The organism is Actinotignum sanguinis (assembly GCF_030230305.1).
In the GTDB taxonomy this organism is placed as follows: domain Bacteria; phylum Actinomycetota; class Actinomycetes; order Actinomycetales; family Actinomycetaceae; genus Actinotignum; species Actinotignum sanguinis.
In genome coordinates, this window is record NZ_JASPCQ010000001.1 from 84,241 (window position 1) to 98,116 (window position 13,876).

The 13,876-nt window shown below is 60.6% G+C and carries 19 protein-coding genes; 2 read left to right on the forward strand and 17 right to left on the reverse strand.

Features of this window, described 5'->3' with window-relative positions; all coding sequences use genetic code 11:
* From rplE to rpsJ, 14 genes are all read right to left on the reverse strand, one after another.
* The gene (rplE, locus tag QP828_RS00395) at positions 1-552 is read right to left on the reverse strand and encodes a 50S ribosomal protein L5 (RefSeq protein WP_016443091.1); all 552 of its coding nucleotides are present in this window, start codon (positions 550-552) and stop codon (positions 1-3) included.
* Positions 549-890 (reverse strand): 50S ribosomal protein L24, encoded by a 342-nt coding sequence (gene rplX / locus QP828_RS00400; RefSeq protein ID WP_274733334.1) that lies wholly within the window; start codon positions 888-890, stop codon positions 549-551. The genes rplE and rplX overlap by 4 nt, the downstream gene beginning before the upstream one ends.
* Positions 890-1,258 carry a 50S ribosomal protein L14 gene (rplN, locus tag QP828_RS00405; RefSeq protein ID WP_016443093.1) on the reverse strand — a complete coding sequence of 123 codons (369 nt, stop codon included), beginning with the start codon at positions 1,256-1,258 and terminating at the stop codon, positions 890-892. Before rplN ends, rplX begins: the two co-directional genes overlap by 1 nt.
* 157 nt (positions 1,259-1,415) lie before the next feature.
* Entirely contained in the window at positions 1,416-1,691 is a 276-nt protein-coding gene (gene rpsQ, locus QP828_RS00410) for a 30S ribosomal protein S17 (RefSeq protein ID WP_126134691.1), read from the reverse strand.
* A gap of 11 nt (positions 1,692-1,702) precedes the next feature.
* The gene (rpmC, locus tag QP828_RS00415) at positions 1,703-1,930 is read right to left on the reverse strand and encodes a 50S ribosomal protein L29 (RefSeq protein ID WP_016443095.1); all 228 of its coding nucleotides are present in this window, start codon (positions 1,928-1,930) and stop codon (positions 1,703-1,705) included.
* Positions 1,930-2,346, reverse strand: a complete 417-nt coding sequence (rplP, locus tag QP828_RS00420) for a 50S ribosomal protein L16 (protein WP_016443096.1) — start codon at positions 2,344-2,346, stop codon at positions 1,930-1,932. Before rplP ends, rpmC begins: the two co-directional genes overlap by 1 nt.
* A gap of 3 nt (positions 2,347-2,349) precedes the next feature.
* Entirely contained in the window at positions 2,350-3,183 is an 834-nt protein-coding gene (rpsC, locus tag QP828_RS00425; protein WP_016443097.1) for a 30S ribosomal protein S3, read from the reverse strand.
* Positions 3,183-3,563, reverse strand: coding sequence for a 50S ribosomal protein L22 (rplV, locus tag QP828_RS00430; RefSeq protein ID WP_016443098.1), 381 nt, complete (start codon positions 3,561-3,563; stop codon positions 3,183-3,185). The genes rpsC and rplV overlap by 1 nt, the downstream gene beginning before the upstream one ends.
* A 34-nt stretch (positions 3,564-3,597) precedes the next feature.
* Complete coding sequence (rpsS, locus tag QP828_RS00435) at positions 3,598-3,879, reverse strand: 30S ribosomal protein S19 (protein WP_026428282.1); 282 nt, start codon at positions 3,877-3,879, stop codon at positions 3,598-3,600.
* Between the two features lie 14 nt (positions 3,880-3,893).
* On the reverse strand, positions 3,894-4,730 hold the full coding sequence (rplB, locus tag QP828_RS00440) for a 50S ribosomal protein L2 (RefSeq protein ID WP_016443100.1): 837 nt from the start codon (positions 4,728-4,730) through the stop codon (positions 3,894-3,896).
* A gap of 33 nt (positions 4,731-4,763) precedes the next feature.
* On the reverse strand, positions 4,764-5,075 hold the full coding sequence (rplW, locus tag QP828_RS00445) for a 50S ribosomal protein L23 (RefSeq protein ID WP_274733336.1): 312 nt from the start codon (positions 5,073-5,075) through the stop codon (positions 4,764-4,766).
* On the reverse strand, positions 5,075-5,722 hold the full coding sequence (gene rplD, locus QP828_RS00450) for a 50S ribosomal protein L4 (protein WP_016443102.1): 648 nt from the start codon (positions 5,720-5,722) through the stop codon (positions 5,075-5,077). The genes rplW and rplD overlap by 1 nt, the downstream gene beginning before the upstream one ends.
* A gap of 2 nt (positions 5,723-5,724) precedes the next feature.
* Positions 5,725-6,390, reverse strand: a complete 666-nt coding sequence (rplC, locus tag QP828_RS00455) for a 50S ribosomal protein L3 (protein WP_126134689.1) — start codon at positions 6,388-6,390, stop codon at positions 5,725-5,727.
* A gap of 11 nt (positions 6,391-6,401) precedes the next feature.
* Positions 6,402-6,710 carry a 30S ribosomal protein S10 gene (gene rpsJ, locus QP828_RS00460; RefSeq protein ID WP_016443104.1) on the reverse strand — a complete coding sequence of 103 codons (309 nt, stop codon included), beginning with the start codon at positions 6,708-6,710 and terminating at the stop codon, positions 6,402-6,404.
* A 426-nt stretch (positions 6,711-7,136) separates the two neighbouring features.
* Here rpsJ and QP828_RS00465 point away from each other — a divergent pair, with 426 nt between their 5' ends.
* Together QP828_RS00465 and QP828_RS00470 are read left to right on the forward strand one after the other, a co-directional pair.
* A complete protein-coding gene (locus tag QP828_RS00465) occupies positions 7,137-8,426 on the forward strand; it encodes an aldehyde dehydrogenase family protein (protein WP_274733337.1) in 1,290 nt (429 codons plus the stop codon).
* Positions 8,426-9,526 carry a zinc-binding dehydrogenase gene (locus QP828_RS00470; RefSeq protein WP_274733338.1) on the forward strand — a complete coding sequence of 367 codons (1,101 nt, stop codon included), beginning with the start codon at positions 8,426-8,428 and terminating at the stop codon, positions 9,524-9,526. The genes QP828_RS00465 and QP828_RS00470 overlap by 1 nt, the downstream gene beginning before the upstream one ends.
* Positions 9,527-9,596: 70 nt before the next feature.
* Here the strand turns inward: QP828_RS00470 and QP828_RS00475 are convergent, their stop codons facing one another.
* The 3 genes from QP828_RS00475 to fusA form a co-directional block, all read right to left on the reverse strand.
* Positions 9,597-10,289 carry an HAD family hydrolase gene (locus QP828_RS00475; protein WP_274736521.1) on the reverse strand — a complete coding sequence of 231 codons (693 nt, stop codon included), beginning with the start codon at positions 10,287-10,289 and terminating at the stop codon, positions 9,597-9,599.
* 138 nt (positions 10,290-10,427) lie between these two features.
* The gene (tuf, locus tag QP828_RS00480) at positions 10,428-11,618 is read right to left on the reverse strand and encodes an elongation factor Tu (protein ID WP_026428288.1); all 1,191 of its coding nucleotides are present in this window, start codon (positions 11,616-11,618) and stop codon (positions 10,428-10,430) included.
* Positions 11,619-11,722: 104 nt separating this feature from the next.
* On the reverse strand, positions 11,723-13,849 hold the full coding sequence (gene fusA, locus QP828_RS00485; protein ID WP_274732793.1) for an elongation factor G: 2,127 nt from the start codon (positions 13,847-13,849) through the stop codon (positions 11,723-11,725).
* Positions 13,850-13,876 lie beyond the last annotated feature (27 nt).

Here is a 13,876-nt window from a genome sequence, read left to right on the forward strand (position 1 = left end):
TTAGGCCTCCTTGAAGGGGAATCCGAGATGCTTGAGAAGAGCGCGCCCTTCGTCGTCGCTCCCGGCAGAGGTCACCACGGTGATGTCCATACCGCGCACGCGATCAATCTTGTCCTGGTCGATCTCGTGGAACACGGTCTGTTCGGTCAAACCGAAGGTGTAGTTCCCGTTGCCGTCAAACTGCTTGGGCGAAAGGCCGCGGAAGTCGCGGATACGCGGCAGCGCGGTGGAAATCAGCCGGTCAAGGAACTCCCACATGCGGTCGCCGCGGATGGTCACGAAGCACCCGATGGCCTGGCCCTCACGCAGTTTAAACTGCGCGATGGACTTCTTGGCCTTGGTGATCATCGGCTTCTGGCCGGTAATCGCCGTCATATCAGCGACGGCGCCGTCGAGCACCTTGGAATCGCGCGCAGCATCACCCACGCCCATATTCACCACGACCTTGACGATCTTGGGAACCTGGTTAACGTTGACGTACTTAAATTCTTCCTGGAGTTCCGGGATGATGTGTTCCCGGTACTTCACCTTGAGACGGGGGGTATCGCTCACAGTTCGATTTCCTTCCCGCCGCGGCGTCCGATGCGCTCACGGACAATCTTCTTCTTGCCATCGCGCTCAACTTCTACCTCACGGTAGCCCACGCGAATCGGCTTGCCATCGTGAACGAGGGCAACGTTCGAAATGTGAATGGGTGCCTCGACGGTTTCGATACCGCCGGTGGTGCCGCCCCGCGAGGTCTGCCCCACGCGCACGTGCTTCTTCACGCGCTGGACGCCTTCCACGATCACGCGCTCACGCTTGGTGTCAACGGACAGCACGCGACCCTGCATCCCCTTATCGCGCCCGGCGATAACCTGGACGAGATCATCCTTCTTAATCTTCGCCATTAGATCACCTCCGGAGCCAGCGAAATGATGCGCATGAACTTCGCATCGCGAAGCTCACGCCCGACGGGCCCGAAGATACGGGTGCCGCGGGGTTCGCCGTCGTTCTTCAACAGCACGGCTGCGTTTTCGTCGAACTTGATGTAGGACCCGTCCTTGCGGCGCGTTTCCTTAACTGCACGGACGACGACCGCCTTGACGACGTCGCCCTTCTTTACGTTTCCGCCCGGAATAGCATCCTTGACGGTGGCGACGATGGTGTCACCAATTCCGGCGTAGCGCCGGCCGGAGCCGCCGAGCACCCGGATGCACAAAAGTTCCTTGGCACCGGTGTTATCGGCGACGCTAAGCCGCGTCTCCTGCTGGATCATGTGTTTCTATCTCCTATTGTCGTGCCGGTTCTCGGATTCGAGCCTTGCCGAACGAATGGGTTTGCGCGAACTGCGCCGGCCCAAACGCCTTTGGCCCACATGCGAGGGCCGCCTGCGTTCAGGCCGGTCACATTCGCTAAAGCTAGGAAAGCCCTAACTACTTCGCCTTCTCGATGATCGTAACGACCCGGAAGTGCTTGGTCGCGGACAGCGGGCGGGTTTCCATAATGGAGACCAAATCGCCTACGCGAACCTCGTTATTTTCGTCGTGCGCCTTCACTCGCTTGGTGCGGGTAATAACTTTACCGTATAGCGGGTGCTTAACGCGATCTTCAACTTCAACGACAACGGTCTTGTCCATTTTGTCGGAGACCACGTAGCCGCGCAGCGTCTTGCGGTGATTACGTGTTTCAGTGGTTGCGTTCTCGCTCATCTCATCCTCACTTACTGAGCGGCCGGAGCGGTTCGAATGTTCTTCTCCCGCTCGCTCTTAATGGTGTAAATGCGAGCAATCTCGCGACGAACTTCCCGCAGGCGGCCACTGTCCTCCAGGCGGTGAGTCACCGCCGAGAAGCGGAGGTTGAACAGTTCCTTCTTCGACTCGGCAAGCTTCTCGAGAAGCTCCGCGTCGGTCATCGCGTCGAGTTCCGCGGTGGTCAGTCCCTTAGCCATTACTCAACCTCCTCACGGGTGATAAAGCGGGTCTTGATGGGCAGCTTGTGCTGGGCGCGGCTCATGGCCTCACGGGCGAGAGCCTCGTCAACACCGGCCATTTCGAACATGACACGACCGGGCTTGATATTGGCAACCCAGGTTTCCACCGGGCCCTTACCCGAACCCATACGCACGCCGAGCGGCTTCTTCGTGAGCGGGCGATCCGGGAAGATGTTAATCCAGATCTTGCCGCCACGCTTGACGTGACGCGTCATGGCGATACGAGCTGCTTCAATTTGACGGTTGGTGATGTAGGCCGGCTCGAGCGCCTGGATGCCGTATTCACCGAAAGCCAGCTGCGTTCCGCCCTTGGCCATACCCTTACGGTGCGGACGGTGCTGCTTGCGCCATTTAGTACGACGAGGAATCAGCATGAGTTATGCCTCCGTTCCGGTTGATTCCGGCGCGGCTACCGGAGCTTCGGCTCCGGCTGCCGGGCTCTGAGCCTGTTCGCTGCGGGCTTCCCCACGCTGGCCACCGCGACCGCGACCGGTGCCGCGACGTCCGCGACGATCCGAACGGCCTCCGCGCCCACCGCGCGGTGCTTCCGCGAGGCTGCGGTAGTACTCAGCGTCGGTAAGATCACCGCGGTAAATCCACACCTTCACGCCAATGCGGCCGAAGGTGGTACGCGCTTCGTAGAAACCGTAGTTGATATTCGCGCGCAGGGTGTGCAGCGGCACGCGCCCTTCACGGTAGAACTCACTACGCGACATTTCCGCGCCACCCAGACGGCCCGAGCACTGCACGCGGATGCCCTTGGCACCGGCGCGCTCGGCGGACTGGATACCCTTGCGCATAGCGCGGCGGAAAGACACACGCGAGGCGAGCTGTTCCGCGATACCCTGCGCTACGAGCTGGGCGTCAGCTTCCGGGTTCTTCACTTCGAGAATATTGAGCTGGACGGCCTTGCCGGTCAGCTTCTCGAGGTCGGCGCGGAGGCGATCAGCTTCCGCACCGCGCCGGCCGATGACGATACCGGGACGAGCGGTGTGGATATCCACAACCACACGCTCGGCGCGGCGCTCGATATGCACGCTGGAAATACCGGCGCGCTCGAGTGTCTTTTCGATCATGTCACGGATTTTGACATCTTCGAGGACATAGTCCGAGTAGCGCTGCCCCTTCTTGGTGGAATCAGCGAACCACTTGGAGCGGTGGTCGGTCGTGATGCCGAGACGGAACCCAATAGGGTTGACTTTCTGTCCCACTAGCGGGCCCTCCTCTGGTTCTTGGTCTTGGGCTTCTCGTCGGTAACGATAACGGTGATGTGACTCGTCCGCTTATTGATGCGGTTCGCCCGGCCCTGAGCACGCGGCTGGATACGCTTCATCGTCGGGCCTTCGTCGGCGTAAATTTCGCCGATGAAGAGCTCAGACTCATCGAAGCGCTCCCCCGCCTGCTCGGCGGCGTAGCGCGCGTTGGCAATAGCCGACTCCACGATCTTACGAACCGGAGTGGCGGCTGCAAACGGTGCGAACTGCAGTACGTCAATAGCGTCCAGGGCGCGCCGGCCGCGGATGGTGTCCACGACACGACGGGCCTTCATGGGCGACACGCGCACGAAGCGCGCCTGCGCCTTTGCTTCCATAGTTCTGCCTTACTCTCTCGCTCGAGGCCCCGGCTTAGCGCCGGCGGCCCTTTCGGTCGTCCTTGTCGTGCCCGCGGAAGGTGCGGGTCGGGGCGAACTCCCCGAGCTTGTGGCCAACCATGGATTCGGTAATGAATACCGGCACATGCTTGCGTCCATCGTGCACTGCAAAGGTGTGACCCAGGAAATCGGGGGTGATAACCGACCGACGCGACCAGGTCTTGATTACGTTCTTGGTGTTCTTCTCGTTCTGCTCGTCGACCTTCTTGTAGAGGTGCTCGTCGACGAACGGACCCTTCTTCAAACTGCGGGGCATCAGCTAATCCTTCCTCAGCGCTTCTTGCCGGTCTTGCGACGGCGCACGATGAGCTTGTCGCTGGCCTTGTTCGGACGGCGGGTACGGCCTTCCTTCTTGCCCCACGGGCTAACGGGATGGCGCCCACCGGACGTCTTACCTTCACCACCACCGTGCGGGTGGTCCACCGGGTTCATGACAACACCGCGGACGGTCGGGCGAACGCCCTTCCAGCGCATACGGCCGGCCTTGCCCCAGTTGATATTCGCTTGCTCGGCATTGCCGACTTCACCGACGGTGGCGCGGCAACGCACGTCCACGTTACGGATTTCACCGGAAGGCATACGCAGCTGCGCGTACTTGCCTTCGCGGGCGACCAACTGCACGGAAGCACCGGCGCTGCGGGCGATCTTCGCCCCGCCGAGCGGCTTGAGTTCCACATTGTGCACCGTGGTACCGAGAGGGATATTGCGCAGCGGCAGGTTGTTGCCGGGCTTGATATCCGCATTCGGACCGGTTTCGATGAGATCGCCCTGCTTGACGCCGCGAGGAGCAACGATATAACGCTTCTCGCCATCAGCGAAGTGGAGCAGCGCGATACGCGCGGTGCGGTTCGGATCGTATTCGATGTGCGCGACCTTGGCCGGCACGCCGTCCTTATCCCAGCGACGGAAGTCGATGAGACGGTACTGGCGCTTGTGCCCACCGCCCTTGTGGCGGGTGGTGATGCGTCCCTGGTTGTTGCGTCCACCGGTCTTCTTCAGGGGACGAACGAGGGACTTCTCCGGGGTCGAACGAGTGATCTCGGCGAAGTCGGCAACGCTCGCACCGCGACGACCCGGGGTCGTCGGCTTGTACTTACGAATTCCCATGAGTTCTTATTCCTCAGTTCCTCGAATCGCCTATTAGACGATTTCGCCGTAGATGTCGATGGAGCCCTCGCGCAAGGTCACGATGGCCCGCTTGGTATTCTTGCGCCGCCCAATGCCGTTGCGCGTACGCCGGGTCTTGCCCTGGCGGTTCTGCGTATTGACGGAGGCAACCTTGACGCCAAAAATCGCTTCGGCGGCCTGCTTGATTTCGGTCTTGTTCGAACGCGGATCCACGAAGAAGGTGTACTTACCTTGTTCTTCGAGCAGCGCGCTCTTCTCCGACATCACCGGGGCGAGGATGACATCGTGCGGGTTCTTATTCCAGAAGTTACCGTTCTCAGTCATTACTTCTCATCCTTCTTGGTGTTCTTCTCCACGAACGCGCCGAGCGCGGCTTCCGTGAAGATGACGTCGTCAGCAGCAAGAACGTCGTAGCTATTGAGCTGATCAACGTAGAGGACGTGGATCTGCGGGAGATTGCGCACGGAGAGCACCGAAGCATCATCTTCACGCTGGACCACAACGAGTGCCTTGCGCCCTTCGTTCATCTTTTCGATGAGCGCACGCGCAGCCTTGGTGGACGGGGTCTCGTCCGCAACGAAAGCCGTCACGGCGTGAATACGCTCGTGGCGAGCCCGGTCCGAGAGGGACTGCAACAGCGCTGCCGCAATCATCTTCTTGGGGGTGCGCTGCGAGTAGTCACGCGGCTGCGGGCCGTGGACAACGCCGCCACCGACCCACTGCGGAGCGCGGATCGAACCCTGGCGGGCCCGGCCGGTCCCCTTCTGGCGCCACGGCTTCTTACCGCCGCCGGACACCTGACCGCGGGTCTTCGTGGCGTGGGTACCCAGGCGAGCCGCAGCTTGCTGCGCGTTGACGACCTGGTGCACCAGCGCCATATTGAAGTCGAGATCAAAGAGCTGAGCCGGGAGGGTGGCCTGCGAGGTCACCTTGCCGGTTTCATCGAGAACGTCAATCTTGAAGTCTGCCATTGTTAGGCTCCCTTCACGGACGTGCGGACCACAACCGAGCCACCCTTTGCACCGGGGATGGCGCCAACCACGAGCAACAGGCCGTTCTCGAGGTCAACGGAGTGGATGGACAGATTCTGCACCGTCACGCGGTCCTGACCCATGCGACCAGCCATGCGCAGACCCTTGAAGACGCGCGAGGGGGTGGCGCAGGCGCCGATGGAACCGGGCTTGCGGTGGTTGCGGTGCGCACCGTGGGAGGCCGAAACACCGGCGAAGCCGTGACGCTTCATAACACCGGCGAAGCCCTTACCGCGGGAGGTACCAATAACGTCAACGGACTGACCCGCTTCGAAGATATCCGCGGTCAGTTCCTGCCCGAGCGTGTATTCGCTGGCATCGGGAGTGCGGATTTCCGCCAGCTTCTTGCGCGGCGTGACACCGGCCTTATCGAAGTGGCCCTGGAGCGGCTTGGTGACGTTCTTCGTCTTTTCGTCGCCCGAGGCGAGCTGCACGGCGGAATAGCCGTCGACCTCGGGGGTGCGAACCTGGGTCACCACATTGGTGCCCACGCGCACAACAGTAATGGGAAGGAGGCGCCCGTCCTCATCCCAGAGCTGGGTCATCCCCAGCTTCGTGCCCAGCAAAGCCTTCACGGGCTTGCTGGCAACAGCTTGCTTGGAGTTCATTGCGTATTACCTCAGAGCTTGATTTCCACGTTGACGTCAGCCGGAAGATCGAGACGGCGCAGGCTGTCAATCGTCTTCAGGGTGGGATCCACGATGTCAATAAGGCGCTTGTGTGTGCGCATCTCAAAGTGATCGCGGGAGTCCTTGTACTTGTGGGGCGAGCGGATAACGCAAAAAACGTTTTTTTCCGTCGGCAGCGGGACGGGTCCCACCACGGTCGCGCCGGTACGCGCAACTTCATCGACGAGCTTCTTGGCCGCGCTATCAATGACCTCGTGGTCATATGACTTCAGCCGAATGCGGATCTTCTGTCCCGCCATGGCGCGTCTACCTCTCTTTAGCTTCGGTGCCCGGTACCCGCACTCGGGCGTGTCGTACCGGAGGTAAATCTAGTAGCCATGCCCTATGTGAGGTTACGGAGAACCCTATTATACGATAATCGGCGTTGGGTAACCGATTAAGTTCCTTCGCTCGTAATCCGAGCAACTTGTTAAGTATGCCAAAAGCTTCGGCTTACTTTCAAGACTTTCACGGCGAACGTGCGCCGTTTCTCATTTCCAGCGAGCCCGAAGGCCAGCCGGCACGGGTAAAAATTTTACCGAAAGGCCGCAGCTCACGCAAGAAACGCACGTCGTGAGGCGCTTCACATCCATAGTACGACGACGCCGCCTCTCGATCTCTCAGCCCCACGGGCCGCCAACGGCACCATTTCCCCACCCTTGCCCCGGGGTGCGCCACCACTTAGCATGGCGTTAAGTGATCTACATCGCGTAGCGACGCGGGTGTCGCGGGCGAGCGAACTGGGGGCGCTGGCCACCCTGGAAATGGGCAAACTCATCGGAGAAGCCACCGGGGAAGCGGGTAACACCGTGCCGACCATGCTGCGCTGGCTCGCTGATGAAGCGGAAAATATTTTAGCTCCGCGCCCGGTCAGCTCTACCGCCGCGCCTTTCGAAGGCTATATTGCTTATCGCCCCGAGGGCGTCGTCGTCGAAATTGAACCGTGGAACTTCCCCTACTACCAGGCCATTCGTGGCTTCGCTCCCGCAATGCTCTGCGGAAATACGGTTATTCTCAAGCACGCGTCAATTTTGCCGCAATGTGCCGCGGCTATCGTTCACGTACTCTACGATGCCGGACTACCCCGCGGGGTATGGCAAAATCTCTACGCCACCCACGCGCAAGTGGAGCGGCTCATCAGCGATGATCGGGTGCGTATTGTCACGCTCACCGGTTCGGAAGCCGCGGGGGCAAAAATCGCACAGCTCGCTTCCCGGCACCTGAAGAAATCCGTTATGGAACTGGGCGGTTCTGATCCCTTTATTATTTTGGACGACGCCGATATTGAGGCCACCATCCAGCTGGCGATTATGGGCCGGTGCTTCAACGCTGGGCAGGTCTGCGCCTCCCCCAAGCGCATGATCGTTCCCGATGCTCTCTATGACAGGTTCGTGGCCGGGCTCAAAGAGAGCACCGCGCAGCTGCGACCCGGGGATCCAGCTGCCGAAGATACCACCGTGCCGCCCATGTCCTCCCGCGAGCAAGCCGCCACGGTCAATGATCAGATCCGGCGGGCTATCGAGGGCGGGGCAAGCGCCACTCCCCTGGGCCATATTGTTCCCGAGGGAGATACCTGGGTGCAGCCGACGCTTCTGGAAAACGTGGAGCGGGATAACCCCGTCTTCTACGAGGAAATTTTCGGGCCGGTCTGGAGTGTTTACCGGGTATCCTCGGAAGAAGAAGCAATCCGACTGGCTAACGATTCGTGCTACGGGCTGGGCGGAACGGTTCATTCGGTGAACGTGGCGCACGCTGCGCGCGTTGCCGCTCGGGTAGATACCGGCACCGTTGCCATTAACTCCCCGGTTCCCGCTGTTCCCGCCGGCATGCCATTCGGCGGTGTCAAGCGCTCCGGCTTCGGGCGCGAGATGGGCTACGAAGGGGTACGCGAATTCGCCAATATCCAGTCGATTCTTCTCCCGGAGGGAATCTCCGCGGCGGTGTTTCTCTCCTCGCTTTCAGGAAAGGAGTCATAGTGAAAGCAGCAGTAGTAAATTCTGTGGGTGGCGGGTTCACCATCGAAGATATCGAGATTGCCGAACCCATCGGCCGCGAGGTCCTTTTCGACGTCAAGGCCTCCGGCCTGTGCCGCTCGGATCTCACGCTCTCCACCACCAATTTCGGGTTCCCCTTCCCGCAGGTGCTCGGGCACGAAGCCGCCGGTATTGTTACCGCCGTCGGCCCGGACGTGAAGGAAATTAAGGTCGGAGACCACGTGGTTGCCTCCCTTATCCAATACTGCGGGCACTGCCGGGCCTGCCGGGAATCGCGTATGTACGAATGCGAATTCCCGGAGGAAACGCTGCGCGGCCCAGATGAAGCCCCGCGGCTGAGCCGCAACGGCGAACCGATTTTCCAGACCTACGGTATCGCCGGCTTTGCTGAACAAGCGCTCGTACACGAACACCAGGTGGCGAAAATTGACCCCGAGATGCCGTTCCCGCAGGCCTGTGTGATCGGCTGCGCGGTTATTACCGGCGCGGGCGCCGCTCTTAACACCGCGCAGGTGCGCCCCGGCGACACCGTGGCCGTGGTGGGCTTGGGCGGGGTGGGCCTGAGCATCGTCAACGGCGCCCGCATTGCCGGGGCCGGGCGGATTATCGGGGTGGATACCAACCCGGAGAAGGAAGAATTCGGGAAGAGATTTGGGATGACCCATTTCGTCAACGCGGGTGATCCGAACGCTATCGAGCAGATTTTCGCGGCTACTGATGGGCGCGGGGTCGATAAGTCCTTCGAGGCGCTCGGCATCGTACCCACGATGGAAACGGCCATCGCGGCAACCCGGCAGGGTGGGGACGTGTACGTGGCGGGGGTCTTTAAGCCCGAGATGGAGTGGACGATCAATCCGCTCAACGAATTCTTCGTGCACCGGCGCCATATCCACGCGGTGTACATGGGGAATACCGATATCAAGACGGATATTCCCCAGTACGTAGAGTTCTACCAACAGGGCCGCCTCCATCTCGATGACCTTGTCGCCACCGAGATTAGCCTCGATGATATCGATGCGACCTATCAGGCGATGGCCGAGCACCACGCCGGCATTGGCCGCGTAGTCATCACGTCCTTCTAGCGGCGCTCTAGCTGCGCTGCCGGCCTCGACTGCGCCACCAGATGTGGCCAGGAACTCATCAGCGCACTGGCTAAAGTAAGGCCGCTAGTTCAACCAGGGGGAACTCCCCCACATCCACGGTGAAAGCGCCGGCGCTGCGAGCCGCGGCTAATCCGGGCCCGGAATCCTCGAAAGCGAGGCAGTTCTCAATAGCAACGCCTAGGCGCTCAGCACCCAGGAGGTAGGGAGCGGGATTCGGTTTACCGGGGACATCATCGTCCCCGGTAACCGCAGCTTCCAACCGGCTGCCCGGACCGGCGAGGAAGATCTCCACGGGGCGGCCCGGGGTAGCCGTCACAAGAGCCTGCGGGATACCCGCCGCGGAAAAAGCATCGAGAAGCGCCCCCGCACCGTCAATAAGCTGGGCATCTGCCATGTGATCGGCCATGGCGCGCAGCACCTCGGCAAACATCTTCCAGGGGTCCACCTCTCCCCCGCCGCGGCGCACCGCATCCATCATGCGCCGTCCGTGCGCGATGGTATCCGCCCCGCGGATAGCCACGATATCTTCATCCGTCCAGATTCCGCCGTGGGCACGCACCACATTCCCCGATACCCGGGCCCATTCTTCTTCCGAATCCACCAGGGTGCCGTCCATATCCCAGAGCACCGCGGCCGGCGCCGCCGGGACCGCGGCTACCGCGATTGCGTTTTCCGCCCGAGCCCCGCCGCCCGCCGTATTAGCGAGAAACCCGATTTTTCTATACACATCCTCGAGAGCCATAGCGCCACTCTGCCAAGTTCTGCGTCGTCGTGCAAATACAAAGGGACCCTAGCGCAATGCTAGGGTCCCTTCCCGCCTCGCGGCGGACGTTTTGCTCAGTTACCCGGTGGCCGGGTAGCCTCGCGCCGATGCATCAAGTTACTTGATGATCTTGGTGACGCGCCCTGAACCAACGGTGTGGCCGCCCTCGCGAATAGCGAAGCCGAGGCCTTCTTCCATGGCGATGGGCTGGATGAGCTCAACCGACATCTCGGTGTTGTCGCCGGGCATGACCATCTCGGTGCCTTCGGGCAGCGTGATGACGCCGGTGACGTCCGTGGTGCGGAAGTAGAACTGCGGGCGGTAGTTGGAGAAGAACGGGTTGTGACGGCCGCCTTCTTCCTTCTTCAGCACGTAGACCTGAGCTTCGAACTGGGTGTGCGGGGTGATGGTGCCGGGCTTGGCCACAACCTGGCCGCGCTCAACATCTTCACGCTTGGTGCCGCGGAGCAGCAGACCGCAGTTTTCGCCAGCTTCGGCGTAATCCATCTGCTTGTGGAACATTTCGATACCGGTAACGGTGGTCTTCTGGGTATCGCGGATACCGAGAATTTCCACTTCCTCGTTGAGGTTGAGGATACCGCGCTCCACACGACCGGTGACCACGGTGCCACGGCCGGTAATGGTGAAGACGTCCTCAATTGGCATGAGGAACGGCTTGTCGGTGTCACGCACCGGATCCTCGAAGTAGTTGTCCACCTGATCCATGAGCTCTTCGATGGAAGCAACCCACTTCGGATCGCCTTCCAGCGCCTTGAGAGCGGAGATCTTCACGACCGGGAGGTCATCGCCCGGGTAATCCTGGGAGGAGAGAAGTTCGCGAACTTCCATTTCCACCAGTTCGAGCAGCTCTTCGTCGTCAACCATATCGGACTTGTTGAGAGCAACGATGATCTGGGGCACGCCCACCTGACGGGCGAGCAGCACGTGCTCACGGGTCTGGGCCATCGGGCCGTCGGTCGCCGCAACCACGAGGATCGCGCCGTCCATCTGGGCCGCACCGGTAATCATGTTCTTGATGTAGTCCGCGTGGCCGGGGGCGTCAACGTGTGCGTAGTGACGCTTCTCGGTCTGGTATTCCACGTGGGACACGTTGATGGTAATACCGCGCTGGCGCTCTTCGGGAGCGTTGTCAACCTGATCGAACGGGGTGTACTCGTTCAGATCCGGGTACTTATCCGACAGAACCTTGGTGATCGCAGCGGTCGTGGTCGTCTTTCCGTGATCGACGTGACCGATGGTGCCAATGTTCATATGCGGCTTGGACTTATCGTACTTGGCCTTCGCCACTGGGCCCTCCTGGGACTCTAGAAATTACTTACAGCTATGTGGATGATGCTCGCGCATAATCCGGTCTGTTCCGAACAGTTACCTATTGTAAACGAAACCGGCGACTATTCACCACGAGATTCCGCGATGATCTGTTCCGCAACGGCCTTCGGGACTTCGGCGTAGGAATCCATCTGCATGGAATACACCGCGCGCCCCTGGGTCTTCGACCGCAGGTCACCAACGTAGCCGAACATTTCGCTCAGCGGCACGTTGGCACGCACGATCTTGACGCCCGTCGCATCCTCCATGGACTTGATCATACCGCGCCGGGAGTTCAGGTCGCCGATAACGTCGCCCATGTACTCTTCCGGGGTGCGGACTTCCACGTCCATGATGGGTTCCAGGAGCACCGGGTTGGCGCGACGTGCGCCTTCCTTGAACACCTGGTTACCCGCGATCTTGAACGCCAGCTCCGAGGAGTCGACGTCGTGATAAGCGCCGTCTTCCAGGGTGGCCTTGACGCCCACCACCGGGAACCCGGCGAGGACACCATTCTGCATGGCTTCCTGGATACCCTGATCGACAGACGGGATGTATTCACGCGGAACGCGACCACCGGTCACGGCGTTGACAAATTCGTAGGTGTCGCCGTCTTCGTTGGAGTCAAGCGGCTCAAACGTCACGATGACACGTGCGAACTGGCCCGAACCACCCGTCTGCTTCTTATGGGTGTATTCGACGCTATCGACCTTCTTGCGGATCGTCTCGCGGTAGGCAACCATCGGAGCACCGACGTTCGCATCAACCTTGAACTCACGCTTCATACGGTCGACGAGGATGTCGAGGTGGAGTTCGCCCATACCGCCGATAACGGTCTGGCCGGTTTCCTCATCCTGACGAACCGTGAAGGTCGGATCCTCTTCCGCGAGCTTCTGAATAGCCACGGAAAGCTTTTCTTGGTCGCCCTTCGACTTCGGCTCGATGGCCACGTGAATCACGGGCTCCGGGAAGGACATGGACTCAAGAATAATCGGGGCGTCCTGGGCGCAGAGGGTATCACCGGTGGTGGTGTCCTTCAGCCCAATGAACGCGTAAATATGCCCGGCATGCGCTTCTTCAACAGGGTTTTCCTTATTGGAGTGCATCTGGAACATCTTGCCCACGCGCTCCTTGCGGCCCTTGACCGAATTGAGCACCTGGGTGCCGGCCGAGACCTTACCGGAGTACACGCGGATGTAGGTGAGCTTGCCGTAGAAGGGATGCACCGCAATCTTGAAAGCCAGCGCGGAGAACGGTTCGTTCTCGCTCGGGTGGCGTTCTTCGGTTTCACCGTCTTCTTCGTGACCCGGCTTGAAGCCCTTGATAGCGGGAACGTCAATCGGGGCGGGCAGGAAGTGCACCACGCCGTCCAGCGCGGGCTGGATACCCTTGTTCTTGTAGGCCGAACCGGCGTACACGGGGTAGATTTCCGAGGCGATCGTGCGGATACGCAGACCCTTGATCATATCCTCGGTGCTCAGCTCGCCGTCCTCAAGGTACTTCTCCATGAGTTCATCGGAAGCTTCCGCGGCATCTTCCATAGCGGCCATGCGCAGTTCTTCCGCCTTGGCCTGGAGTTCCGCCGGGATCTCCTCTTCCACCACCACGGCGCCCCAGGTGTCATTACCCTGAGCGTCCTTTTCGGGGAAGCGGATCGCCTTCATCTTGAGAACGTCCACCACACCGGAGAAGTCATTTTCCGCACCGATCGGGAAGGTGATGACCGTCGGGTGAGCGCTGAGGCGATCCCGAATGGTCTGGACGGAGAAGTCGAAGTTGGCCCCCAACTTATCCATCTTGTTGATGAGGCAAATACGCGGCACGTGGTACTTATCAGCCTGGCGCCACACCGTTTCGGACTGCGGCTCCACGCCTTCCTTACCGTCGAACACCGCGATGGCGCCGTCCAGCACGCGCAGGGACCGCTCCACTTCCACGGTGAAATCAACGTGGCCGGGGGTGTCGATGATATTGAACTGCGTACCCTTCCAGAACGCGGTGACCGCGGCGGACGTAATCGTAATGCCGCGTTCCTTTTCCTGTTCCATCCAGTCGGTCGTCGATGCGCCGTCATGGGTTTCACCCAGCTTGTGGTTAATGCCGGTGTAGAGCAGGATGCGTTCGGTGGTCGTTGTCTTGCCGGCATCGATGTGCGCCATGATGCCGATATTGCGAACCTTGGAAAGGTCCGTAAGCACTTCTTGTGCCACTTTTCGCTCTCTTCTATCTCGCGGGTC